The sequence below is a fragment of the Novosphingobium sp. SG720 genome (genome assembly GCF_012275365.1).
Lineage (GTDB): Bacteria > Pseudomonadota > Alphaproteobacteria > Sphingomonadales > Sphingomonadaceae > Novosphingobium > Novosphingobium rhizosphaerae.
The window spans coordinates 312986-336740 of record NZ_JAAZQN010000006.1 but is presented as its reverse complement, the minus strand read 5'-3'; the positions used below and the strand labels follow the sequence as shown (position 1 = coordinate 336740).

Below are 23755 nucleotides of genomic sequence, written 5' to 3'. Positions count from 1 at the left end.
CATTGTTATCGATAGCAGTGTCATTTCAGTTATCGATATCAAAGGTAACTCGCAAGGGGTTTTTTTCAGCCTCGAAACATTGTCGGCCGCGGCCGTATGCTGCGACAGCGCGAAGGAAGCCGGGCGTGCGGCGCGCCGTCATCACGGGCAGGGCGATACGATGTGCGAAAACAAAGACGCAGCAGCACCTTGCGGGTGCCGCGCAAAAGCGCTGACAGCAGCGTTGAACCCGACAGGGTTTTCCAGATTGATGACGTGTCCGGCATTGGGAATTTCAACATGCCGCGTGCGCGGAAACAGTTGCAGATAGCGTGACGGCCTTTCGGCATCGGCATTGCCCGTCGGAATCTGCACCGGCCTGCGAGCGATTGCGCAGCAGCATGACCGGTGATGCGCCGCCCAAGCAGCATGCTTGGCTCAATATGCAGAGGCTGCCAGGCCACGCCAAGCCTTCGATCTCAACATCGCCTGCACTCTGCACGGGGGGAGGTACGGCGCTTTGCACATAGGAGTAGTTCACCTGCGCAAGCGGCCCCTGAACGAGATCGGTCGATGCACCTTGCACCGGCTGGATGATGTCTGCGGGAGATAATTAACAGATGGCCTGACAGTCGACCGGTATCCGGGAACCCTATGGCGTAAAATGGCACTTGATGCCGGCCCCTATATGAGGACCAGGACGCCCGGATATCCATCTTGGTCAACGACCACATGTCGAAAGGCCGGATACGTTTTCTCAGACTGCTCAGATCATCCGACACAAACCGCTTGCCGACGGGGCGGGCCATACGTTTATCGCAAGTTGGAAGCCGCGCGTTGGGCCTTGAGATAAGTCGCATCAGTCATCCCGGTCTGAGGCTCGGCGTGCTGGGCCGACAGGCTGTCACACACCCATCACACCCCACCGTTTCCAGCCTTTATATAAAGGCTTGCGCCCAACACCCCTTCGGCGCATCGTGCCAGCGCAGGCCGTTGCAATTGACAAAGATGCTCCCGCTCAGCAGCCGTCGGCCATAGACCCAGCGCCTGCCGTGGCTCTTGGGGAAATACGGCGCGCGCCGCCATCTGCTCGTTCCTCAGCCGGTAAATGTCACTCATGCCCAGTCTTCTCGCGGAGCCTGAAGCACATTGCCAACTGCCAATCGATGAGTCCTGAGCCTAGGCCGTAGATCTGTAATTGCAGAGCGAGGCGGTGTGATCCCTTGAGGGTTTCATGGATCTGTCCGCACTGACCGAGGCTAGGCCTGGCCGTGCTGTATCGGGTCTCACAGAGGCGAACGTTGCATTGACTCGAAGCGGGCTTGGTGGCCCATCCAGTAACCTTCGCAGATCGTTCGTCCCTGCGTTCCCTCGCGGGACACCGCCCTCGGATCAGCTTTGACGCTTCACCGCTGGCAAACGAGTTCTACCCTACCTCATGCCTGGAACAAAGTGCCGTCGCGCAGCATGGCGTGCATGATCACCGCGAGGCGGCGCGCAAGCGCGACACGGGCCTTCTTGAGCCCCCGGCGCTTGGCGATCTTCATGGCCCACGTTTTCAAAGCAAAGGTTTCCCGGCTTCGGGTGAGGATCGAGTTGGCGGCTTCATAGAGCAGCTTGCGTACGGTTCCGTCCCTTTGCTTGGTGATCCGGCCGGTCCAGTCGAGCTCGCCCGATTGGTGGCGTCTGGGCACCAGACCGAAGTAAGCGCCGGCATTGCGGGATTGTCGGAAGCGGCCCGCCTCATCCACCGCAGCGGCGAACGCGGCGGATGTTTGCACGCCGACCCCCGGGATGGTCATAAGGATTTCGCAGGCCTGCGACTGGTTGGCGATGATGCGCAGGCGGCGATCCATTTCCTTGATCTGCTCGACCAGTTCGGCGCGCACCGCCAACAGGGATGCGATTGCCTCGCCCAAGCCGGGAATGTGGGCAGCCTGCATGATCCGCTCAAGGAATGCTCTCCCTTGTCCGGGACCAGGGCGGTAGCCGAACGTGGCGCAAAGGCCGCGGATCATGTTGTCGAGCCGGACACGTGCTTCGACCAGGTGGCCACGCGCGGTGACCACGCTGCGCACGCCATGGGCGGCCGGAGATTTGACGCGCACTTCCTTGTAGAACCCTGTCCGCGCAAGTTGCGCGAGCCCGGCGGCATCGTGGGGATCGGTCTTGTTCGCCTTCATCGCGTTCAGGCTCTGGTGCGCCTGCCGGGCATCGATGCACACCACCGAGACGCCCAGTTCGCGTAGACCCAGGCAGATCGCCGGCGACATGCGCCCGGTCTCGATCACCGCCCGCTCGACTGGGCCATAGCGACCCAGCATCGCGGCGATCGGCTCCGGAGAACTCTCGACCTTCTCCGACACGAGCTTCCGCCCATTTTCGTCAACAATGCAGACCTGCGCGTGCTTTCCATCGACAGGTCCAGTCCGGCATAATGCTTCATGGCTGTTTCCTTCCTTCAGGATTCGACAACCAGAAGTGTGCGCCTCTGCCGAGGTCCGAGGGAAGCAGCCGCAATTACACGATGACTCATAAACGCGGAGCCATAGCCGCATTAAGGCGAGCTGGACCATTGCGAGGAAGTTTTCGGCCAGTTTGTCGTAGCGGGTGGAAACCTGGCGGAAGTGCTTCAACTTCGCGAAGAAGCGCTCGATCAGGTTCCGTTGGCGATAGAGCCAAGTGCTGAAGTACGGCTTTGATCGGCGGTTGGATTTCGGCGGGATGTTGGCAAAAGCTCCCTTCTCGCGAAGGGACGCTCGGATGCGATCGGCATCGTAGGCTTTGTCCGCGAGCACGATCGTTCCAGCGCCAACATGATCGAGCATTGCATCAGCGGCTTGGCCGTCATGGCTTTGCCCCGCCGTCAGGCTCAGCCGGATCGGGAGGCCTTGCCCATCGACGACCGCATGGATTTTGGTCGTGAGCCCGCCTTGGGAGCGACCGAGACAATGATCTCGATCCCCCTTTTTGCCGTCGCAGCCTGCTGGTGCGCCCGGATGGAAGTGCTGTCGATCATCTGGATGTCGCCATCATACGCGGCGGTGATGGCATCCATCATCCGGTCCCAGACACCGGCTTTCCGCCATCGAACAAAGCGGTTGTAGCAAGTGGTGCGTGGCCCGTAGCGTTCGGGCAAGTCGCGCCACGGTGCGCCAGAGCGTAGCACCCAGAATATGCCGTTCAGCACGCGGCGATCATCGACACGCGGCACGCCGCGCGGCTTGTCGGGTAGCAGCGGTTCGATCACGCGCCACTCGAAGTCAGTCAGGTCATATCGGCTCATGCCAATGCTGAATCAGACTTGTGGCATTCGATCAATATCCCGGCTTCCACGGTTCGTTTTCGAGCGAAACAAGATCGCCGTCCGCCAAAAGCCGCCATAGCGCCACGATCTTCTCGGATGGCACGTTGGTCATATGCCGGGAGGTGCCCTCTTCCAGATTCTCAAAGACGACATACCTGCCTCGGTATGCGCCAAGACACCATTCGCTCTCATGCGTCACACTGACCGAAGTGTGCTCTTCGTCGTTGGGATCGGCGTCAAGCTCTTGCAGTAGGGCAGGAAACGCCGAATGCGGTGCCTTCTCCATATTCCCCAACCGATGCGTTACATGAAAGCCCATCCCACACCCCAAATCGTGGACGAGCATGAGCTATAGGAGAACGTGAGCCATACCGCCATTTATGAGTTCACGGCCCAGTGGAATTTAGGTCGCCTCCAACGCTGCAGATGAATGATCAGCCACTCTCCTTTGCCGCCTTTACGGTGTTGGCAAGGAGGCAAGCAATCGTCATTGGCCCCACCCCACCCGGTACCGGCGTAACCGCGCCTGCATGGTTCATTTCGTCGATTGCGATATCTCCGACCAGTATGTCCCGTTCACCGGAAGCGCCCGACACGCGTGTAATTCCAACGTCGATCACAACGGCCCCCGCCTTGACCCAAAAGCCGCGAACCAGCCTTGGCACTCCGGCCGCAGCAATAATGATGTCAGCCTGGCGGGCAATGTCGGGCAATCCACGAGTCGCGATATGCGTAACCGTAACGGTCGCCTCCCGTTCGAGCAGCAGCATCGCAATAGGCTTACCCACAATGTTTGATTTTCCGATCACCACTGCGCTCATGCCCTTGATCTCGTCGACAACCGAATCGAGCAGCATCATTACCCCAAGGGGAGTACAAGGCACGAGGCCACCGGTCCCGGTCGAAAGTCGGCCCACGTTGACCGGATGGAAACCGTCGACGTCCTTGGCGGGATCAATGGCGCCCAGGATCGCGCTGGGATCAATATGCCTGGGCAATGGGACCTGCACCAAGATGCCGTGCACCTTTGGGTCATGATTGAGCCGTGCTACAAGGGCCAGCAGGTCCTGCTGGCTGACGCTTGCCGGCAAGCGATGCTTGAAACTCTCGATGCCAACCCGCAAGCAAGCCTTGACTTTATGCGCAACATAGATCTCGCTAGCCGGGTCATCACCAACCAAGACGACCGCAAGCCCGGGCTTTATGCCTCTGTCATCCAGCAGCTTGGCCACCACCTGCGCGGTCCGTTCGTCCAACTTCCGCGCTAATGCCCGGCCATCAATCACGCGTGCCATAGGTACATCCCAAGCGACATTAACTGCCGAAAACGACTGTGCGGTGTCCGTTGAGGAACACACGGTCCTCGAGATGTGCCTTGACCGCCTGGGCCAGGACACGACGCTCAACATCCCGCCCCCTTGCTACAAGATCATCGGGTAAGGCGCGGTGTGAAACGGTTTCGACGTCCTGACCGATAATCGGTCCTTCATCGAGATCGGCGGTCACATAGTGGGCAGTTGCGCCGATCATCTTTACACCACGATCAAATGCTTGATGATAGGGCTTAGCGCCCTTGAAGCCTGGCAAGAAGCTATGGTGAATATTGATGCATCGCCCCTGCAGGAAACGGGACATATCATCCGAAAGTATCTGCATATACCGTGCCAGAACAATAAGTTCGGCGCCCGTTTCGGTGATGATCTGCTTTACCTTTGCCTCCTGCTGCGGCTTGGTGTCCTTGGTAATGGGGCAATGGTGAAATGGGATCGCATCGACGATGCGTGGATAATCCTTGTCACGATCGTGATTGGAAATGATTGCGACGACATTCATGGAAATATCGCCAATCCGTTGACGATAGAGTAGATCGACGAGACAATGGTCGAACTTCGAAACCATTATCACCACTTTGGGCGAAACAGCGGGGTCACGCAATTTCCATTCCATCGCGTATTCGCGGGCAATGGGTGCAAACCCTTCGCGCAGCTCGGAAATTCCGGTAATGCCGGGATCGAGCACGATCCGCATGAAAAAGCGGTTGTTGGTGCGATCGTCGAATTGCTCGGCATCGAGGATATTGCAGCCCGAGGCGGCAAGATAATTTGATACCCGCGCCACGATGCCGGACTGGTCTTCGCAAGCCAAGCTAAGAATGTATGCCTTTGTCATTTTCGGGCTCCTTGCGGAAGTGTGCGCTTGGTGCGGTAACTGGCAATCCACCTGACAGTGGCGTCGAGTCCGCCGAATGGATAGAAATGGATTGCGGCTGGATGGGCCGTGTCCGCAAGCCCTTGTTCCAAGCCAGCGACGAGCCGATCAGGGCCGGCGGTGCCGATCAATTGACCCAGCGATATGCCATATTTGCGGAGTACCGTGGCCGACGAGCCGACGCCGCAGAACGCGGCGTAGCGCAAAAGTCGCCTTATCCCCGCTGGCCCAGGCACACCCAAACGCACAGGCACGTTGATTCCACGCCGACGCACGCACGTCAGCCAATCGAGCAGAGCCAGATGATCGAACGAAAATTGCGTAACCAGTGCGCTCTCCATGCCGCGCGCAGAGATCTCGGCGAGCTTTCTGTCCATGAAATCCGCAAGCTGCTTGGCAGCCATGACCGGATGGCCTTCGGGATGGCCGGCCACACTCACCACTTCGATCTCATTGGCCTCGAACACGCCCGTGCGAAGCATCGAAAGCGTATCCTCAAACGGACCAGCGGGTTGGGGCGGATCGCCCGCCACGAGAAAGACGCGCTTCACGCTGGCCTCGCGCGCGCAACGCTCCACCATCCCGAACAGTTCGGCGTTGCTGGCAATCCGGCGCGCAGAAATGTGCGGCATCGGTTCGAACCCGAGTTCGCGAATGTGCCGTGCCGCGGCGATGCGGCCAGCCATGTCTTCGTTAGGCAAGAATGCCACTGCGATTTGGGTCCCGGGCTCGATTTCGGATGCTGCAAGATCGAGCCCTGGGCGCTCCTTGGCAGTCATTTCCAAGGAATAGCCATTCAGTATCGGCACGGGTCATGTCCTTTCAGGACGGAAACAGGCGGGCCCACCATGATGCTCTGGCCAGGGCATCGCGACGCAAGGCGATCCGCTTATGCGCATCGCTGCAGTTCAGTTTCTACGGTATGCTTCTCGGGCGTGATCGTTGAACGGCGAGGCGGCTACCGTCGCCCTGATCCGCTTGAAATCCGAGCCAGAATTCACGCCTGCGGCGCTGCCGAGATGCTCTCCAATCACAATTTCAACCTGGGTGCCAGGCGTTGCGCAGGCGTGATCCACAAGGCCGAGCGAAAGTAGGCTATCGATCGGGCCGATCTTGCCTGTCTGAAATGTCAGACCGACCAGCTTGCCGCCAGCTTCGACCCTATAGCGCGCATAGTTGTTGAAGTAATCCAGGTCACCCATGGCGGCGCGAACCTCGTCCTGATTATAGACGAATGTAACCCGCGTGCGAGGCGTTTTACCTTGCGCGGCTTGCAAGGCATCGCGGCCGTAGAAATCGTGGTTGAATGCAATGGACTTGCCGTAGCCCAGTTCGAACGGTGAAACGTAATAGTCTTCGATGTTGGAGGAAAAGAAGCTGCCATGGAGCGGCTTCTGCCCTTCATAGGAAAACACGCTCAACCATTCGCGATATCCGGCAAGCTCAGGATCGGTGAAAATGCCCGGCGTCGGGGTTGGGATCCAGCCACTCTCGATCCCGTTGGTATAATAGGCCTTGCCACCAACATGAACCAATCCGAACTCTTCGCCAGCCTTCAGCATTGCCGCCTTGACAAATGCGGCATCTTCCCAACGTCCGATAAATTCATAGCCCGGCATGCCGGCCATGCCATGGCGAAACGCGCGAAACTGGCGCCCTTCCAACTGGACTGGCGTGGAATGAAAGAATTTCGTCTTCGGCAGCGGGCCGCCAAAGATCTTTTCAGTGAGCGCCAGCGCCTGCGGTCCTTGTAGCTGGAACCGGAAAATCAATGGATCGCCTGATTTGCGCAAGCCCGAATCAGGATCAACAGTAAATTCAACATCATAGCGCCCCTTCTCCCCATGATAGCGAACCCAGCTTTGCGACGCCGGCACGCCACTCAGATTGAAGCGCTCCTCGCCATCGCGCATGACAATACCATCGGTAACGAGGTGCCCTTCGCGCGTTACTGGCACAAACTGCTTGGCCTGTCCGATGGCGAAGTTTTCATAGTTGTTAGCGCTGTAGTCCATTAGAAGTTTCAGCGCATCAGGACCTTCAATCCAAAGATCCCACATGTGATGTGAAAGATCGCTTAAAGCAACGGCGTTCCGCCAAGCAAGCTGCTCTTCGCGCCATCCGGCGTATTCTGGCTCGATGACTGGGACCCGCCAGGCAGGAGCGTGCGGCTTCCACACCAGATCGATCGGTGAACCGGCTTCATCAATTGCGGCTTGCAGGCTTTTGGGTTGCATCGGCTGCTCCTCTTCACGTCTGCAGCCGGGGATAGTCTCTCAATTGTCCCGGATTAAGAGCAAATACCGCAACTAAATATCGCGGTTTTCGCAACAATTCCAGTCCAGCAGATCAAGTGTACTGCCGCAACCACTTGTCGAGCCAGGCGACAAACGCCCCGATTCTGCGGGGGACCTGTCCACCGGGAGCGGATGCGACGAACAACGGGCGCTTGGCGATCGGGTAATCTGGCAAGACTGGAATGACGCTTCCATCAACGAGAAAGCGGCCTGCCACGGTCTGCGGTACTAATGCAATCCCAAGCCCGGCAGTGGCAGCACTGCACAATGCAAAAACACTGTTGGTCGTCCACTTCACGTTGGTGCGTGCGGACACGTGGGCTCCGTCGGCAAACTCCCAGTCCGTCTCTCCGGACTTGACCAAAAGATCATGCATAGCCAATTCTCCGGGGGTTGCCGGCAATCCTGCGCGCGCAGCATACTGCACTGAGGCAATCAGACAGAAATCGATCTCACCGATCTTCTTGACCTTTATTTCTGAATCGCGCAGCGCTGCGGGCTGAAAGCAGACATCGTAACCACGCTCTAGGAAATCATGCGGATTGGCAGAGGGTTCTTCGAATTGGATGCGGATCCTCACGTCCGGGTGCGCAACGCCAAAACTTGCCGCGGCTTCTGACAAGCCGAAACTGCCGAGCCAGATTGGACACAAGATCGCAATTTCGCCGCGCACCTGATCACGACTCGCCGCGATTTCCTCCTCGCCGCTGCCGATTTCGTCCAACACGCGTCGGCACAAGGCCATGTAGTTGTAGCCCACAGGTGTGGGAGTGACAGCCCTGGTAGTTCGATGAAGCAGACGCACGCCAAGGTGCGCTTCCAGATCGGCGATGTGCCTGGATACCAGAGTGCGCGACATGCCGAGTTCATCAGCTGCGTCAGTAAAACTCGACAACCGCGCAACCGCGAGGAAGGTCTTCATTGTGAGCAGGCGATCCATGGGTATGGTCTATCCCAGATCAGCGCGGCTCGCCACCGTGCCGCGCCATGGAAAGTCCCATTCCGATCGCAGCCAGAGCCAATTCAATAGACGGCTCACGACCAAGGCAGCTTAAAGGAGGGCTGCTCGTGGAGAGATTCGCATGGCTCGGCAAGGACTACATTTCTTCGTTGGAACTCAAGAAGATGGCCCAGACTGTGGGATTCATCACGCCGTCCTTGATCCCCTGACTGGAGACATGACCCTGCTTGGCTTGGCAGCACAGGTCAGGCGGCCGACCTGGCTTGAAATAGACCCAACAGGACACCGGCTTTTTGCAGTCAGCGAAATCGGTAACAAAGGTGAATGCGACGGCGAAGTTTTGAGTTTCGCGATCGAACCCGGCGAGACGCCATTGCGCCTTCTTGGGCGTGAAAGCACCCGGGGCGGCGGGCCAACCCACCTTTGCCTACCCATTGCCGCCGATGCCGTGTTTGCGGCGAATTTCGGAGGTGGTCAGGCGGCGCGATTGGCGGTGAACAGTGACGGAGGCTTGGAACCGGCAACTCTGTCGACCGCACATTCTGGATGCGGACCTCATCCCCGACAAGACCAGCCACACCCGCACGGTGTGGCACTTTCGCCCGACGGCGGCTTTCTGTTGGTGCCCGACATGGGCAACGACCAACTAGTCGTGCACGCCCTGAGCGGCGGGGATTTTGCACCGTCGCCAGCGCATATCTGCCAGTTCCCGCCCGGCACTGGCCCTCGTCTGGTGGCGTTTGGTCCGGATGGAGCGAGGGCCTACCTACTCAGCGAGCTATCGGCCGAATTGTTCGTGCTCGATTGGGATAAGGAAACTGGCGAACCGGAAATCATCGGCCGCATGCCGCTTGATCGAACTGAAGCCGATGGCGCCCCCAGCGCCGCAGCACTCGCAATATCGCGCGACGGACGGCATCTCTATGTCTCAAATCGACGCAGCGCCACGATCTGCACGTTCGCAATTGATCCTGTTTCGGCGATGCCATCGCTGACGGGCAGCATAGGTAGCGGTGGCAATCGCCCCTGGGGCATCGCGATGTCCCGCGATGAGCGTTGGTTGCTCGTTGCCAATCAGGGTTCGAATGCGGTTGCCGCATTTCGTCGATCGCCGCGCGACGGTGCACTAACCCGGGCAGACGGGCCCGCCTTGTCCATCCCGACCCCCACCAACATCGCCTTCTGCGTGCCACGCGAATGATCTTGACATGGCACGGCGACGATATATCTTAGATATGTTTAAGGCGTACAGAAATCGCGTTGGCATTCGCTTTTCGTACTCTGCAGCTTGCTCGCAGCAGAATTGCGCTTCTGCAACGTGTCGTCCGCAAGCGACGGTGATTGCGCCGCATCAGCCTATCTTTCCAGGAGAAAATCATGACCGGATCATCGAAAAAGGGCGTGTTCCTGATGAACCGCATTGGCCCTTCCAAAGCGTCGTTGTGGATCGCCGATGCCCTCACCGGCACAGAACAGCCGCTGCTGACAGAACCGAAGTTCGAATATCATGGTTCAATTTCACCAGACGGCGAATGGATCACATTTACTTCGGAGCGCAACGGCGACGGCAATGCCGACGTTTTCCGGTGCCGCATCGATGGCAGCGACTTGCAAACCGTTGTCGCGACACCATCAGTCGAAGACGTGCTGGTGATGTCGCCTGACGGCACGAAAGGCGCTTATGTCTCCACCGCTAACGGCTTTGTCGCCAATATCTGGGTGGTCGATTTTGCTACTGGCGATCGCCGGCAACTGACATTTGGCGAAGCCAAGACAGCGTCCAGCCTGCACGACAGCCCCGAAGGCAGCTTTCGCCCAGCGTGGTCGCCTGACGGGGAATGGATCGCCTTCGCGTCTGATCGCGACACCGACTGGTATGGGCATAGCGACGGCCATGGCTGGGAACACACCCAAGAGCTGGCGATCTATGTAATGAGAGCCGATGGTAGTGAAATTCGCAAAGTAATCGGCGAAAAAGACTGGACTTATGGCTCGCCAAAGTGGTCGCCGGATGGCCGGCGCCTGGTGTTCTATTCAATGCATCGCGAACATACCTGGGGCTCGCGACGTCCTGAATGGATCGGCCGGGTAAAATCGGAAATCGTCTCTGTCGATGTTGCCACCGGACTTGGCAGGATTCAGCATACCGACGGCCCCGACCTCAAGCTGTGCCCACAATTCCACCCCAACGGCAAGGATGTGTTCTATTACATCAAGGCGGGCGGCGGTGCGCCCGGCAACATGCGAGGCACCGACCAGGCCTGGATCCAGGCCGACGTTCCAACCGGCTTGTATTGCACCGATGGACGCAAGCCGATCTTGCGCCAGTTGCGCTCGCCGTGCTGGTCAGCAGACGGAACGAAAGTGGTGTACGAAAAGGTCGACTTCAAATTCCGCGGGCAGGGCGACATGCTTGTAAGCTGGGACAAGGATTGGGATTACCGTCACTCTGATGTCTATCCCGTGCTATCGCGCCAAGGGCGCGTGGCAATCACCGAGAAGCAGCAGGGTTGCTCGTCGATCGTGACATGCAAACCCGATGGCAGCGAAAAGTTTACCGTGTTCGATGCCTCCAAGGCAGGGCTTGACCCACTCCAGAACAAGAAGGGCCTTGCCGGGGCGTTCCAACCGGCTTGGTCGCCCGACGGCGAATGGATCGCGTTTGGCATCGGGCCTTGGTTCGACGCGCGCTCCACGGGCAAATCGAAAATCATGCGCGCCCGATCCGATGGCTCATTCGCAGAAGCCCTGACCGATGGAACAACCCACGTCGGTTTCCCCAGCTATTCCGCCGATGGCCGCTTTCTCGTATTTCGCCAGTGGGAAAAAGACGACTGGGGCCTGCGGATCATTGATGTGGAAACCCGGGAAATTCGTGTCCTGACCACCGCGATCGACAATATGCCCAGTTGGTCCCCCGATGGGGAACGCATCGTCTTTACCCGGCAATTCGGACCCGCGCATTACCATGTTTGCACCATCCGTCCGGATGGTTCGGATTTCCAACAACTAACCGAAACGCGGGCCAGCGACGGGCACGGCGTGTGGATGTATGATGGACGGATCGGCTATTCGACCGGGCTCTACGGTTTCCGCGATGAAGCAGCCATCTATGATTTCACCTTCCAGCCCTACGGCCAGATCATGGTGATGGACGCCGATGGTGCGAACAAGCGTCTGGTGACCGACAGCCTCTGGGAAGATTCAATGCCTTGCTACATTCCCAACGAATTCCTATGACGCCGTGGCAAGAATTCGATCGTTCCAGCCTTTGAGTGGCTCGACCAGCTTCTTGCCCAGCAGCCAATGCGTTGGTGGCATCATCGCGGCGTGCCGACATGGGACGGTGGCGGATAAGCGGTTCCAGAACTGCCCATTCGGCGTTCGTCCGGTCGCTTGGCAGGTCTAGCGTGCGATGACAGAATTGGGAAACGATTTTCATAAAAAAATCGCGCGATAGCAAACATCTAGATCATGATGGCGTTTCAACCAAACGTCATCATGGATCTAGATCTACACGGGCATAGACCGCCCCAAATGGTGCCGGCACACATCCCTTGGCCTCTTGGTGATGTCTTGGTTTGATTTTGCCTTGGCGATCGGGCAGGATCTGTTGACGCCGTACCTCCTATTTCAGGGGCAGGAACAGGTCGGCCACTGCCTGATAATCGGGCGTTTCCGGCAAGAAGCTCAACCGCTGGCGATGGATTGGGAAGTCGCGTGTTCTTCGCCGCTGCCTGGAAGCCACTCGCGGTATAAGTACAGCGCGGCAGGCTCCAGATTGTCGGTGTTGCTGACAACGCGCGGTACAGCCCAACGGCCTCCGGGGATCATGCCAGCCTTGATCGGCCCATCGCCTCACTCGATCGACCGGTCGATGCCTACGCACAAGTCCATCGGGTACTCGGATCGAGGAGTGGTATCCGGATCGGAACGGAAGATGTTGAAGGTCGGGCTTTTGTTTAGGGTCAAGCGCCGGTCGCTTTGCCCCACGCGATGAAACGCTGTATCGTCGCGCCGATCATCGCTGGATCGCCCCGGTGCTCCATGATCGCCACGGGGGTAGAGACCGCCTCCCGGATCGTTATGTCGTGAGGCGTGAAGGCTTTTTGCATAAACTTGCTCCGTGCATTGCCGAGAATGCCAACAACGGCAAGCCATGGCTCCCAATCGGGACATTTCCGAAACAACGATGGCGATTGCCCAAACCGTTGCCGAAAGGCGCGGTTGAAGGCATCTGGCGCATCGTAACCAGCATCCATCGCTATGTCCGTGACGCATTGGCCGTCACTATAAGCCAACTGATATGAAGCCAGCTTCATGCGAACAAGTTGAACATAGCGATGTACGGACAGACCCAAGGTTGCCTAGAACTGCCGGTTGAAATGAAACTTCGAGAATTCTGCAACACTGTTCAGAACATCAAGATTGAGATCCCTATTGAGGTGCTGGTCGATATATTCTAGAATCCGCTGCATTCGAGCGTGATAGTTTTGAATCGCCGCCTTCATGGTGCTTTACTCCATATCGGCACCACATATGCGATTATGGGTTAGGCGCGCTCGACCGTCTTGCAGTATGGCACGGGATAGACCGCTTTGGGATGGCCTCATTGCGCAAGCCTGCGCACATGCACCGCGCCCATGCTGTTGTCACGATCATTATAAATTTTATGCCCATGCCGTCTCTGCCGACTTGGGGCTATCGGCTGCGGATATCGGCCGAAGCGATTATGCTGGGATATTCAATTTGCGCTCGTGGTGAACTCTATTGGTTCGAGTGTCTGGATGGCGCGGCCGCAAAAGGCCATGGAAGGCTCAACAAACTGCATAAGCCTGCCGACAAGAAGGCAGGAGAGCCATTGGGAGACGGCCGTTGAGTAAAAACGCACTTTTCCACGCATCGGCATGGACGGCGACCGCATTCGCCGCAGTGGCCGCCGCAACTTCTGCGGCAGCGCAAACGGCCGATCCGGCCAACGGCGCACTCAGCGAAATTGTTGTGACGGCGCAGAAGCGTTCGGAATCCGCGCAGAATGTGCCCATCGCCATCAATTCGATCGGCATCAAGCAACTCTCTGCCTCAGGTATCACAACCTCTACAGAGCTGAAAGAGCTGTCACCCGCGCTCAATTTCAACACCAATCTCGGCGGATTTGGCCAACCGCGTATTCGCGGCATCGGCACCAACGCCACCGGCCCGGGCATTGAAAACCCGGTGGCGACTTATGTCGACGGCGTTTATATCGGCGCGTCGACCGGCGCGATCTTCTCGCTGCAGGATGTGCAGCAGATCGACGTCCTCAAGGGTCCGCAAGGCACGCTGTTTGGCCGAAACGCCACGGGCGGCGTTATCCAAGTAACGTCGCTTGCGCCAAGTGACGATTTTCACGGTTCCATGCAGGCCTATTATGGCAATTATCAAAGCTGGGGTGGATCGGGCTACCTTACTGGCGGTCTAGCGCAGGGCCTGAGTGCCAGCTTGGCCGGCGTTTACAACACCCAGGGCAAGGGCTTCGGAAAGAATCTTTTTACTGGAAACGACGTGCAAAAAGGCACGAATTTCGCTTTCCGGGGGAAGCTCCGCTACACGTCCGATGACGGCAATTCGATCATAACGGCATCTGGTGACTATTCGTCGAACATTGCAACGGACCCAACGTTCCGGCTTTATCAGGGCTTGACCATCCTAGGCACCACGATGCCAGGCGGCCCGTACGACATCTACACACAGCACGATCCACAATTACGGGTTCACCAGGGCGGTGGATCGGTCAACATCACGCACGATTTCGCCGATGTCGAGTTGGTCAATATTGCTGCCTGGCGCAAATCACGGCTGTTCACGGCATTTGATCCTGATGAAACGCCGGTCAATTTGCTGAATTTCAGCGAGGTTCAGGTCGATGAACAATTTACCAATGAATTGCAGCTGGTGTCGCGTGGAAAGAAACGTTTCAACTGGGTGCTTGGCGGCTTTTTGATGTGGTCAGACGGCAAATATGATCCGATCCAGACCCAGGGCCCTCTCCTGTGCGGATTCGCCTGCACCAATCAGATTGTCACCCAAACGGTTGACCAGTCGCTGCATTCCTACGCCGCCTTCGCGCAGGGTACTTATGCGATTGGTCCTTCCACCAACGTGACCGTCGGCCTGCGCTATACCAGCGATCATCGCAAAATGAACGAAGGCCAGGTTATCACCACGATCCCCTTTTCGGGCACGAACACAGTGGTTACACCCGCTGCGCAAGCTGCGGCGAAGACATTTCCCAAGCTTACTTGGCGACTGTCGCTCGACCACCGCTTTTCCGACAGTATTATGGGCTATGCTTCCTATAACCGTGGCTTCAAGAGCGGATCCTTCCAGCCCGACAGCTTCCCGATCCAGGTTTTGCTACCTGAAACCGTTGATGCATTTGAGGCCGGTTTCAAGGCAGATCTGTTTGACCACAAAGTTCGCCTCAACGTGTCCGGCTTCTATTACAACTACCGCAATATCCAGGCCAATCAGATCATCCAAGGTGTGCTTTATGTTTACGACGCACCCGGCTCTATCAACTATGGCCTGGATGCCGATCTGGTAGCGAGAATTACCCCCAACCTTATTTTCAATGCAGGCGTGGCGGCATTGCATGCACGCTACAAGTCGGGTTTCAACACGCCATTCTGGTCGGTTCCCATCCCCAACGCCTTCAGCAACGCCAACCCGTTTTTCACTGCGCTGGGTGGCAATTCCGTGATCCAGTGCGTTCCCGGCACGAACTACAATGGAACGGTGTTCGCACCGTGCGACGCCTCGCACAATCGCTTGCAGAACACCCCCGAACTCGTGCTCAACAGCAGTGTTGATTACACGATCCATATCGGCGCCGGGACGGTGAATTTGAACGGCATCGTCTACTACAACGGTGGATATTTCGATGATCCGCAAAACCGCCTGCGTCAGCCCGCCTATACTCTGTTGGATGCCAACATCACCTGGCGGCCGCGTGGTGATGCTTTTTTCATCAAGGCATGGGGCAAAAACCTGTCGAACACTTTTTACACTCTGCAACAGAACGCGCTGGATACGGGTGACAGCCGCGGGGCTGCACCTCCCCGGACCTATGGCTTGACGATCGGCACCAAGTTCTGATCCGCATGCCGATCTGATCGCCAATTTTGGCGTACCCTGAACAGGTCCGTTTCAAGCCCTGCCTTTGCGGCGTGCCTTGAAACGGACTTTATCTTTTATCCTTCGCTAACAGGAAATCTGCCATGCTCGCACCCCAGGCATCACCGTTCAACCGGCCGGCGGCCGTTCCCTATTACCCGCAATATGGCCTATTTAGCTTGTTCGGCGGGTACATCCGTCAATGGGAATACAACGGCTGGCAAGTGGAAAGCCTGTCCTGGAAGCGGACCTGCTACATTCATGCTGGCCTTTCCGGGATGGGCCAAATCACCTATCGCGGGCCCGACGCAGAGCGCTTTCTGGCGGAAACGTTCGTCAACAATTTCTCTCGGTTCCAGGTCGGCCGCGCAAAGCACGCGGTGGCGTGCGACGAAGATGGATTGATCGCTGGCCACGGTGTGTTGCAACGGCGCGCGTCGGACGATTTCTGTCTTTACGTGGCGGGTTTGTGGGCTCCCTACCGGTTCAGCCAGTTTTCCGGAGATGTCGAACAGATCATCAGCGACGATTTCCTATTCCAGGTTGCTGGTCCGACCTCGCTTGCCACGCTAGAGGCTGCCGCCGGTGAATCGCTTCGAGACATCGGGTTTCTGCGATATCGGCAGGTACGGATCGCCGGTCACAGCGTCCAAATCATGCGCCTTGGCATGGCCGGCACGCTCGCTTTCGAGGTTCACGGCCCATTTGCCCATGGACCGGAAATCTATGACGCCATCCTGCGTGCCGGAGAGCCGCACGGCATTGAGCCGCTGGGGTGGCAAACGTTTCAGGTAAATCACGTCGAAGGGGGCTTTCCGCAACAGTTCTGGACGTTCTCGTCATCAATGCACTGGAATCAGGGATGGCAGCAGTTCATGGCTCACATGCCGTTCGCCTTCCCCGATCCGATTATGGCCGGCAGCATCGATCCGGCGGACTGGCGCGCACGCTGCCGCACGCCAACCGATGTCGGCTGGCAGGGCTCCGTGCAATTCGATCATGATTTCACCGGCCGCGCAGCGCTTTGCGCCCAGTTTGCCGATTCCACGCGGACGGTGGTTACCCTGGAATGGAACGCCGAAGATGTTGCCAATATCTATCGGTCATACCTGGCCGAAGGCGAGCCATGCAAATTCCTCGAGATTCCTGTGTCCCCGGCAAATCGCGGCGTATGCGGCCACGCCGATCACGTCATGGCCGGTGATCGGCGGGTGGGCGTCTCCTCGGGCACAGTCTACAGCTATCATTTTCGCAAAGTGATATCGCACGCGACCATCGACCGCGACCAAGCGGTGATCGGCAACCAGGTTTTGGTTCATTGGGGTGATTTCGGCAAACGGATCGAACCGATCCGCGCAACGGTCGCACGGTTCCCGTACTTGACCGAGGGACGCAACCAGGAAATCGATCCAACGAAGATCTAACGAGGTATCGAGGCGGAAGCGGCTCAGCCATCTTCCGCCTCTTGGCGGCCAAGTGCACCGGCGCCCACGATGCTCAATCCGTAAAGCGCCAGCCCGGCAATGACTGCAACGGGGATCATGGTGACAATGGCCGAGGCTGCCCCCGCCCCCTGGCCAAGTGCCAACCCGACGATGACCGGTGCGAAAACTGAACCGAAGCGCCCCAGCGCAACGGCCGTGCCAACACCAGCGCCACGGCCGGCACGCGGATAGAGCCTTGGAGCGATGCCGTACAACGTAAACTGCCCGCCCAGCGTTCCGATGCCAACCAGAAACGCCGCCACCATCACCCCAGACGGGGACTTGGCTTGGGACAGCACGATCAGACCCACGACGATCAGCGCGTACAGCACGAGCATCGGCCCGCGCACGCCCAGCCTGTCGATCATCCGGCTGGCACACAATCCCCCGGCAACGCCGCCCAGGTTGATCGCAATGATCGCGTCAATCCCCAAGCGTACCGGGTATCCCATTCCCCTGACCAGAAGCGGTGTCCAGCCAAGCAGCACAGACAGCAACGCAAGCGTCAAGATGAAAGCAATCCATAGCAACACCGTTGATCCGGCCCGGCCGCCGCCGAACAACGCCTGCCAGGACGCCAGCTTGGCGCCGTTGCGATGCCTGCCCTTCGTCAGGGTTTCTGGAAGATAGCGGATCAACAGTGGAATGGTCAGAACGGTCAAGATACCACCCACCGTGAACAGGCTTTGCCATCCATAATTGACGACGAGCGTGCGCCCGACGATCCCCGACAGAATACCGCCCAAGGGCTGTCCGACGATCACTGTGGTGACCGCACTGGTTGTCCGTGCGGCTGCGCTGGTCTCCGCCATCGTTGCGATCAGCGTTGGCATCGCGCCGCCCAGGCCGACGCCGGCCAATATGCGCGTCAGCACCACCATCTCGTACGACGTGGACAGTGCAGTACCGAACGTGAACAGCCCTAGCGCCACGATCGAAGCAATCACGACAGGCTTGCGGCCTGCCCAGTCAGCAGCCCAGCCGCCGATCACTGCACCAATGCCAAGGCCGATCAGCGTGGCGCTCAGAAAAACGCCGATCTGCGCCTGTGAAAGGTTCATCACGTTTTGCAAGACCGGACCTGCCGATGAAATGATCTGGAGGTCATAGCCTTCAAGGACCGTGACCAGAAAACACAGCGGCATGGTCCACGTGCTGCGCTCGGCAGTCGCTTCGTTCATATCCTTCTCCTCACCGGCTACGCTTAAGCCCGGCGGGAGTGACCACAATCAGCGCGGCGGCAATCCTATCTGGATGCCATCAGTATCAATCGCCGGCTGATTCTGACCGGGCCATCTGGTCGATCATCTTGAGCGCCATCATCGGTGCACGGTCGATTGCCAGCGCGGTTTTCTGCCGCAAACCGGTGCGCTCCTGCTCCTGCTGGATGGCACTGGCCATGACGTTGTCTTCCTGAAAGGTCTTTTCCAGGCTGGCGCGCAAACTCGCGTTGAACGCGGCGTCGCCAACTCTGAAGTTGCGAATGTGTAACCAGAAGAAATGCGTCGTTGACTGCGTTTCCGGCGTCAAAAACTTGTAGCTGTAAGTGCGGACGCCAGCACTCAGACAGGCTTCGCTGCGGTCGCTACCCGCCGGAATTACCGCGATATCGACAAAACTTGTGGCCGGCAGAGCAAAGTGAAAGGCGATCTGTCGATCAACCCGCCCCTCACCAAAGTCACGGCTTGCGCGGTCGAGTGGCGTTGGCGGAATGTTTTCGATCCAGCGATAGGCCTTCAGCCCATGGTCGCTTTTGGCAACCGACACCGGGACGTTTTTGGCAGCCGGATTGCCAATCGTCTCTTTATGAAGATAAGTTGTGTGCGCCGGATCCATCAGGTTTTCGATCTCGATCCGATAGTTGGCGCCGTGATGCTGGTAGCCGTTCTCCAGCACTTCCCACCCTTGCATGCCATAGGCGGGCACGTGCGGCACCAGCGATTGATCGGCCGGCTTGTGTCCGGGCCATAGCCATATCAGGCCATATCGTTCGATCACCGGATAAGCGCGGGCTCGCGCCGTGGGCGGGATCACATCCTGCGCCGGGATGGAAACGCAGACGCCGTCACGACCGAATACCATGCCGTGATAGCCGCAGCGCAACCCGCCATCGACGCATTCGCCCAGCGAAAGCGGCGCGAGGCGATGCGGGCATTGATCCTCGAGCGCTCCCACCTTGCCATCGGACGCGCGAAACAAGACGACCGGCTCGTTGAGAATACGGCGGGCCACGGGGCGATCGCAAACTTCACTCGCCCAGCCAGCAGCATACCACTGGTTGCGGACAAAGCCCTGCGTAAAATCGGCCTTCAACGACATTGTTCCATCTCCTGCTGGAGGAGAAAAAGCACATCCGCCGTCAAAGACCCAATTCGAACCGAGGCGCAGTTGATAAATCCGTGGGTCGGTCTGCTAAAAGTCCACCCTACCTGCGGATGCCGCCACCAGGGCGCGCAGAAATTCGTTTTGCAGCCTCGTCGGCAACCAGTCCGCACGCATGGTCACTCCGATGAAAGGACAGCCTCCGTCGAGCGCGTAGGGCAAGGCGACCAGTTGATCGCTTTCGGAAGCCAGTTCGAACGAGGTGATGATCGTCAGGCGATTGCTAACCGTCAGCAGGTTGCGGACGATGGTAAGCGACGAGGTCGCAAGCGATGCTTTTGGACAATGTGGCCCCTTGAACAGGGATTTGAAGCATGAACGTCGGGTGGAACCCTCAGTGCCGACGATCCAGTCATACGCGGCCAGATCAGCCAATTGTATGTTTCGCTGACCGGCAAGAGGATGATCCTTTCGGGCCGCGATGCAGAACGGCGTTGCGGATAGGCGTTCGTTTCGCAGATCGTCGGCAGCTTCGTCTTGGACGATGCCCAGTAGTAGGTCTACGTCGCCTGCGCGCAAGCGCCGGATCATTTCTGGCGTGCTATCGCTGACCACACGAATTTCTGCTTCCGGGTGCCGGGCCAAGAAGTCGTTCAGGACATCGGAAAGCAGTAGAACTCCACCAAATGGGAGGGCTCCGATGACCAAGTGGCGTTGCTTGCCGCCAGCCGAAGCTTTAATTTCGCTAATGCCGAGTTCCACTTCCTGCATAGCAAGCTTCAGTCTGTTTCCGAATAGGACCCCCTCGGGCCTGACGGTCAAGCCGACTGCCGATCGATAGAACAAGGGGCGCCCGATATTGCCTTCAAGATCCCGTGACGATCGCTGTAGCGACGCATCTGTAAGCCCCAGTGCCGCGGCGGCATCAGCCAGTGCGCCATGTTCGATGATGGCGATCAGCGTGCGGGCTTGGGAGCGTGAAAGACGGTGAACCACTGCAATAGCTTGCTCATGCTGCGCGGTTGCACCAACTGCCAGGACCGCCGCCTCCAGCTGGGCGAACATGCGCTGCGTTCGCACGTGTAACAGAGATCCGATTTCTGTCAGGTAGCTGCCGCTTGCCCTTCGCTCCAGTAAGGTGAAACCAATCAAGTGCTCCAGCTTCGACAATGCCTGGGTTACGGCGGGCTGTGACAGGTTGCATTCTTCCGACCCTCGGCGCACTGATTCCAGCCGGCCAACACTTTCGAACAGGCGCAGCTGTTGAAAGCTGATCGCCGCAACGACTGCGTCGAAATCCACCCGCGTTCTCCCGCCCGAAAACCAGAATCAATTAGCCGATTTTAGCTCTTCCCAGATGATTAAGTCGCAAATTCCGGTGCTTCGCGCGAGTAGAAAAAACCGAAAACTTATCACGTAGAGCGCAAAATTGGCCTGAATGACTGCCACCACATGGATATCAAACCGCTCTTGGACCAGGGAATGGGCCGATGGAAGTGCGGGGCAAATTACTGATTGGACAGACATCGTTGCTTGGCACCGGAAACGGATTTTCGCACTAAATCCCGCGTCACATGCGCCGCTGTCACCGCGCTTTTCCAGCGCGTCGCCTGGAGATGTCGAACGCACATGTGCTGTGGCGGATGCGGCATTTGCGCCGTTTCGCGCAATCATATCTACCAAGCGTGCGGCATTCATCAAAGCGATCGCGGCTCAACTCGATGCCATCGCCGCCATGGTCCACGGCGAACCGTTCCCTGCGACCAGCGACGGACGATCAACCTCTGTCGGCAGCCTTGCAATCACGCGCTTTCTGCGCCCACCATGTTTCCAAGACGTTCTAGACTGCCTTCTGCCGCCGGAGATCGCCGACCACGTCCTGTACAACAGGCCGCCAACAACGCGTGGCCAGCGATAGATATTGCATCGCGCCCGGCAGGATTAGCATCGCGCCGATTGCTGAACCAGGCTCCCCATGGTTCTTGGCTCAAGGTTTTTGACAATCAGATTTTGGAAACGAGGGGAGCAACCCGTGCCTGCAAGAGTGCCATTGAAGATCGCGGTTGCAGAACATCCGCATACATCGGCGATCCGCACCGGTGCGATCGAGATCGAAGGCGTCGACGCTGAAATCGTCACGGTAAAGCCGCAGATCGGCGCGTTTCGGCGGATGGTCCGCGATGTCGAATTCGACGTCTGCGAAATCGCACCGACCACCTACATCATTGCCCGCGCCCATGGTCGCCCGTTCAAGGCGCTGCCCATTTTCGTCACCCGGCGGTTTCACCATTCGGGCCTGCTCGTCCGCCCCGATGCGGGGATCGCGCATCCCAAGGACCTGGAAGGCAAGCGCGCCGGCGTGCGCGCCTATTCGGTTACCACCGGCGTGTGGACGCGGCAGGTGCTGATCGACGAATTCGGTGTCGACAATGATAAGATCCATTGGTTCGTCGATGATGAAGAACACGTTCAGCAAATGAAGCTGCCCGGCAACGTCAGCCATGTGGCAGCAGGCGATTCCCTGGCAGACATGATGGCGCGCGGCGATATCGTGGCCGGGTTTGCCGCAGCGGCCGGCATTGGCCGCACCGGTGCCCCCACCGGTCGCTGGCAAGAGGTGGATGCCGATTACCCCGACCTGTTCCCCGATGCCGAGGAACTCGAGGCCGAATATTTCGGCCGCACCGGCATCTATCCGATGCATGGCACCATCGTGGTCAAGGACAGCGTGCTCGAAGCCCATCCGTGGATCGCGCGCTCTATCAACGATGCCTTCACCCGCGCCAAGGATGAATGGGTGGCCCGGTTGCAGGCCGGCACTGCCCAGGGCGAAGCGGCCAGGAAATATGCGCAATTGAGCCAGATCGTGGGTGCAGACCCGCTGCCCTACGGCATCGAGGCCAATCGTCCCACGATCGTGGCGCTTGAGAAAACCGCGTGGGACCAGCGCCTGACGCCCAAACGCATGACCATCGATGAGCTGTTTGTCGATCCTTCCAAGATTTGAGAAACCATCATGATTATCGATTGCCACGGTCACTTCACCACCGTTCCCCAGCGCTTTCGCGAATGGCGCACCCGGCAGGTCGACGCCGCCAACGATCCGGCCAATGCGCCCGCCCCCAAGGACGCGATCATCACCGATGACGAGATCCGCCAAGGCGTGGGCAGCGGCCAGTTGCGCCTGCAGCAGGAGCGCGAGGGCGATCTCACGCTGTTTTCGCCCATTGCCGGTTTAATGAGCCACCATCTGGGCAACGAGCAGACCAGCCTGGTCTGGGCCGAAGTGTCCAACAACAACGTCAAGCGCGTGTGCGAACTCTACCCGGACAATTTCGTGCCGGTGTGCCAGTTGCCGCAATCACCGGGCGCGCCACCGGCCAATTCCATTCCCGAATTGCGCCGCTGCGTAGAGGAAATGGGCTTTGTCGGCTGCAACATAAACCCTGACCCTACCGGCGGCTATTGGACCGGCAAGCCCTTCACTGATCGCGAATGGTATCCGTTGTTCGAGGCCATGTGCGAACTTGACGTGCCCGGAATGGTCCACGTCGCGGCATCGTGCAATCCCAACTTCCACGGCACCGGCGCGCATTATCTCAATGCCGATACCTCGGTCTTCATGCAGATCCTGCAATCCAGCCTTTTCCAGGATTTCCCGACGCTTCGGCTGATCATCCCGCACGGCGGCGGGGCGGTGCCCTATCACTGGGGGCGCTATCGCGGGATGAGCCTGGAACTGGCGCAGCGCCCATTGGAAGGGCTGTTCGACAACATCTTCTTTGACACTTGCGTCTATCATCATCCCGGCGTCGAGCTGCTGACCAAGGTGATCCCCACCGCCAACGTGCTGTTCGGGTCTGAAATGATCGGTGCGGTGCGCGGCAAGGACCCTGATACCGGTCACTACTTCGACGATACCAAGCGCTATGTCGATGCGTGCGAGGCACTGACGGACGCAGACCGCCAATTGATTTTCGAAGGCAATGCCCGTCGCGTCTTCCCGCGGCTGGATGCGCAGCTCAAGGCGAAGGGGCTCTGA

At 58.4% G+C, this 23755-nt stretch carries 19 protein-coding genes and 4 pseudogenes; 8 read left to right on the top strand and 15 right to left on the bottom strand.

What is annotated here, in order from left to right; translation table 11 throughout:
- Nucleotides 1-141: 141 nt before the first annotated feature.
- The 10 genes and pseudogenes from FHW94_RS19810 to FHW94_RS19770 form a co-directional block, all read right to left on the bottom strand.
- Nucleotides 142-354, bottom strand: a complete 213-nt coding sequence (locus FHW94_RS19810) for a hypothetical protein (RefSeq protein ID WP_168557552.1) — start codon at nt 352-354, stop codon at nt 142-144.
- A gap of 441 nt (nt 355-795) precedes the next feature.
- Nucleotides 796-1098, bottom strand: a pseudogene (locus FHW94_RS23450) (IS5/IS1182 family transposase); the annotation flags it as partial.
- Between the two features lie 317 nt (nt 1099-1415).
- Nucleotides 1416-2425: pseudogene (locus FHW94_RS19805) on the bottom strand (IS110 family transposase).
- 94 nt (nt 2426-2519) lie between these two features.
- Nucleotides 2520-3265: pseudogene (locus FHW94_RS19800) on the bottom strand (IS5 family transposase); the annotation flags it as partial.
- A 31-nt stretch (nt 3266-3296) separates the two neighbouring features.
- Nucleotides 3297-3605 carry a hypothetical protein gene (locus FHW94_RS19795; protein WP_168557551.1) on the bottom strand — a complete coding sequence of 103 codons (309 nt, stop codon included), beginning with the start codon at nt 3603-3605 and terminating at the stop codon, nt 3297-3299.
- Between the two features lie 115 nt (nt 3606-3720).
- Nucleotides 3721-4581 (bottom strand): bifunctional methylenetetrahydrofolate dehydrogenase/methenyltetrahydrofolate cyclohydrolase FolD, encoded by an 861-nt coding sequence (folD, locus tag FHW94_RS19790; RefSeq protein ID WP_168557550.1) that lies wholly within the window; start codon nt 4579-4581, stop codon nt 3721-3723.
- A gap of 19 nt (nt 4582-4600) precedes the next feature.
- Entirely contained in the window at nt 4601-5455 is an 855-nt protein-coding gene (gene purU / locus FHW94_RS19785; RefSeq protein ID WP_168557549.1) for a formyltetrahydrofolate deformylase, read from the bottom strand.
- Nucleotides 5452-6303 (bottom strand): methylenetetrahydrofolate reductase, encoded by an 852-nt coding sequence (locus FHW94_RS19780; protein WP_349237567.1) that lies wholly within the window; start codon nt 6301-6303, stop codon nt 5452-5454. Before FHW94_RS19780 ends, purU begins: the two co-directional genes overlap by 4 nt.
- Nucleotides 6304-6402: 99 nt before the next feature.
- The gene (locus FHW94_RS19775) at nt 6403-7731 is read right to left on the bottom strand and encodes an aminomethyl transferase family protein (RefSeq protein WP_168557548.1); all 1329 of its coding nucleotides are present in this window, start codon (nt 7729-7731) and stop codon (nt 6403-6405) included.
- Between the two features lie 112 nt (nt 7732-7843).
- A complete protein-coding gene (locus FHW94_RS19770) occupies nt 7844-8731 on the bottom strand; it encodes a LysR family transcriptional regulator (protein ID WP_168557547.1) in 888 nt (295 codons plus the stop codon).
- Between the two features lie 142 nt (nt 8732-8873).
- Here FHW94_RS19770 and FHW94_RS19765 point away from each other — a divergent pair, with 142 nt between their 5' ends.
- Both FHW94_RS19765 and FHW94_RS19760 read left to right on the top strand, forming a co-directional pair.
- Nucleotides 8874-9953 (top strand): lactonase family protein, encoded by a 1080-nt coding sequence (locus tag FHW94_RS19765; protein ID WP_168557546.1) that lies wholly within the window; start codon nt 8874-8876, stop codon nt 9951-9953.
- A 176-nt stretch (nt 9954-10129) separates the two neighbouring features.
- Complete coding sequence (locus FHW94_RS19760) at nt 10130-11992, top strand: PD40 domain-containing protein (RefSeq protein WP_168557545.1); 1863 nt, start codon at nt 10130-10132, stop codon at nt 11990-11992.
- A 450-nt stretch (nt 11993-12442) separates the two neighbouring features.
- On the opposite strand, the gene FHW94_RS23445 is transcribed toward FHW94_RS19760, so the two are convergent.
- On the bottom strand, nt 12443-12586 hold the full coding sequence (locus FHW94_RS23445) for a GyrI-like domain-containing protein (protein ID WP_246866283.1): 144 nt from the start codon (nt 12584-12586) through the stop codon (nt 12443-12445).
- A gap of 134 nt (nt 12587-12720) precedes the next feature.
- On the bottom strand, nt 12721-13074 hold the full coding sequence (locus FHW94_RS23440; RefSeq protein ID WP_246866282.1) for a helix-turn-helix domain-containing protein: 354 nt from the start codon (nt 13072-13074) through the stop codon (nt 12721-12723).
- Between the two features lie 308 nt (nt 13075-13382).
- Between FHW94_RS23440 and FHW94_RS19750 the strand changes: the two genes are divergently transcribed.
- From FHW94_RS19750 to FHW94_RS19740, 3 genes are all read left to right on the top strand, one after another.
- Nucleotides 13383-13631: a hypothetical protein gene (locus FHW94_RS19750; RefSeq protein WP_168557544.1), complete on the top strand. Its 249-nt coding sequence runs from the start codon at nt 13383-13385 to the stop codon at nt 13629-13631.
- Nucleotides 13628-15889, top strand: a complete 2262-nt coding sequence (locus FHW94_RS19745; RefSeq protein WP_168557543.1) for a TonB-dependent receptor — start codon at nt 13628-13630, stop codon at nt 15887-15889. The genes FHW94_RS19750 and FHW94_RS19745 overlap by 4 nt, the downstream gene beginning before the upstream one ends.
- Before the next feature lie 122 nt (nt 15890-16011).
- On the top strand, nt 16012-17331 hold the full coding sequence (locus FHW94_RS19740) for an aminomethyl transferase family protein (RefSeq protein WP_168557542.1): 1320 nt from the start codon (nt 16012-16014) through the stop codon (nt 17329-17331).
- Nucleotides 17332-17354: 23 nt separating this feature from the next.
- Here the strand turns inward: FHW94_RS19740 and FHW94_RS19735 are convergent, their stop codons facing one another.
- The 3 genes from FHW94_RS19735 to FHW94_RS19725 all read right to left on the bottom strand — a co-directional run bounded on the left by FHW94_RS19735 (nt 17355) and on the right by FHW94_RS19725 (nt 21015).
- Nucleotides 17355-18572 carry an MFS transporter gene (locus FHW94_RS19735; RefSeq protein WP_168557541.1) on the bottom strand — a complete coding sequence of 406 codons (1218 nt, stop codon included), beginning with the start codon at nt 18570-18572 and terminating at the stop codon, nt 17355-17357.
- Between the two features lie 85 nt (nt 18573-18657).
- Nucleotides 18658-19710: an aromatic ring-hydroxylating dioxygenase subunit alpha gene (locus FHW94_RS19730; protein ID WP_168557540.1), complete on the bottom strand. Its 1053-nt coding sequence runs from the start codon at nt 19708-19710 to the stop codon at nt 18658-18660.
- A 93-nt stretch (nt 19711-19803) separates the two neighbouring features.
- On the bottom strand, nt 19804-21015 hold the full coding sequence (locus FHW94_RS19725) for a LysR family transcriptional regulator (protein WP_168557539.1): 1212 nt from the start codon (nt 21013-21015) through the stop codon (nt 19804-19806).
- Between the two features lie 430 nt (nt 21016-21445).
- Here FHW94_RS19725 and FHW94_RS23435 point away from each other — a divergent pair.
- From FHW94_RS23435 to FHW94_RS19710, 3 genes and pseudogenes are all read left to right on the top strand, one after another.
- Nucleotides 21446-21631, top strand: a pseudogene (locus FHW94_RS23435) (aldehyde dehydrogenase (NADP(+))); the annotation flags it as partial.
- Nucleotides 21632-21757: 126 nt separating this feature from the next.
- Nucleotides 21758-22720 carry a PhnD/SsuA/transferrin family substrate-binding protein gene (locus FHW94_RS19715; RefSeq protein WP_349237570.1) on the top strand — a complete coding sequence of 321 codons (963 nt, stop codon included), beginning with the start codon at nt 21758-21760 and terminating at the stop codon, nt 22718-22720.
- Between the two features lie 9 nt (nt 22721-22729).
- Nucleotides 22730-23755 carry an amidohydrolase family protein gene (locus FHW94_RS19710; RefSeq protein WP_168557537.1) on the top strand — a complete coding sequence of 342 codons (1026 nt, stop codon included), beginning with the start codon at nt 22730-22732 and terminating at the stop codon, nt 23753-23755.

Coding starts and splice junctions, on each gene's coding strand:
- FHW94_RS19795 (WP_168557551.1), bottom strand. CDS start 3,605: ATGGGCTTTCATGTAACGCATCGGTTGGGGAATATGGAGAAGGCACCG.
- folD (WP_168557550.1), bottom strand. CDS start 4,581: ATGGCACGCGTGATTGATGGCCGGGCATTAGCGCGGAAGTTGGACGAA.
- purU (WP_168557549.1), bottom strand. CDS start 5,455: ATGACAAAGGCATACATTCTTAGCTTGGCTTGCGAAGACCAGTCCGGC.
- FHW94_RS19775 (WP_168557548.1), bottom strand. CDS start 7,731: ATGCAACCCAAAAGCCTGCAAGCCGCAATTGATGAAGCCGGTTCACCG.
- FHW94_RS19770 (WP_168557547.1), bottom strand. CDS start 8,731: ATGGATCGCCTGCTCACAATGAAGACCTTCCTCGCGGTTGCGCGGTTG.
- FHW94_RS19765 (WP_168557546.1), top strand. CDS start 8,874: ATGGCTCGGCAAGGACTACATTTCTTCGTTGGAACTCAAGAAGATGGC.
- FHW94_RS19760 (WP_168557545.1), top strand. CDS start 10,130: ATGACCGGATCATCGAAAAAGGGCGTGTTCCTGATGAACCGCATTGGC.
- FHW94_RS23445 (WP_246866283.1), bottom strand. CDS start 12,586: ATGATCCCCGGAGGCCGTTGGGCTGTACCGCGCGTTGTCAGCAACACC.
- FHW94_RS23440 (WP_246866282.1), bottom strand. CDS start 13,074: ATGAAGCTGGCTTCATATCAGTTGGCTTATAGTGACGGCCAATGCGTC.
- FHW94_RS19750 (WP_168557544.1), top strand. CDS start 13,383: ATGCACCGCGCCCATGCTGTTGTCACGATCATTATAAATTTTATGCCC.
- FHW94_RS19740 (WP_168557542.1), top strand. CDS start 16,012: ATGCTCGCACCCCAGGCATCACCGTTCAACCGGCCGGCGGCCGTTCCC.
- FHW94_RS19735 (WP_168557541.1), bottom strand. CDS start 18,572: ATGAACGAAGCGACTGCCGAGCGCAGCACGTGGACCATGCCGCTGTGT.
- FHW94_RS19730 (WP_168557540.1), bottom strand. CDS start 19,710: ATGTCGTTGAAGGCCGATTTTACGCAGGGCTTTGTCCGCAACCAGTGG.
- FHW94_RS19710 (WP_168557537.1), top strand. CDS start 22,730: ATGATTATCGATTGCCACGGTCACTTCACCACCGTTCCCCAGCGCTTT.